Annotated in this window: 1 protein-coding gene; it reads left to right on the forward strand. The window is 71.0% G+C overall.

Annotation, left to right across the window (positions count from 1 at the left end; genetic code table 11):
- A partial coding sequence (locus F6S12_RS32855) for an MFS transporter (RefSeq protein ID WP_315870002.1) occupies window positions 1-503 on the forward strand: 503 nt, incomplete at both ends.

Genomic DNA, 503 nt, shown 5'->3' on the forward strand with positions numbered 1-503 from the left:
CCCGCCAGCCCCATCACCACCCGCTCCATCGCTGTTGAACGCCCCCTCGCCCCCTGGCTCTGGACCCTGTTGCTGCTGGTGGTGGTCTGCCTGCCGCGGATCAGCATCGACCTGTACCTGCCGGCGCTGCCGGCCATGGCCGACCAACTGGGGGCCAGCGACGCCCAGCTGCAACTGACCCTGAGCCTGTACATGCTCGGCTATGCCCTGTCGATGCTGCTGGGTGGCCCGCTGTGCGACCGCTATGGCCGGCGCCCGGTACTGCTGGCGGGCACAGCGCTGTTTCTCGCGGCCAGCCTGGCCTGCATGCTGGCCGCCAGTGTCGAAGTACTGATGGCCGCCCGCCTGCTGCAGGCCCTGGGCGGTTGCTGCGGCACCCTGGTGGGCCGGGTCATGGTCCGCGACCGCTGCCCGCCCGAGGAGCAGCCGCGGCTGCTGGGGCTGTTGTCCATGGGCATTGCCCTGTCGCCGATGCTGGCACCGCCCCTGGGCAGCCTGATCGA

Origin of the sequence: Pseudomonas sp. JV245A (assembly GCF_032424515.1) — a bacterium.
Lineage (GTDB): Bacteria > Pseudomonadota > Gammaproteobacteria > Pseudomonadales > Pseudomonadaceae > Aquipseudomonas > Aquipseudomonas protegens.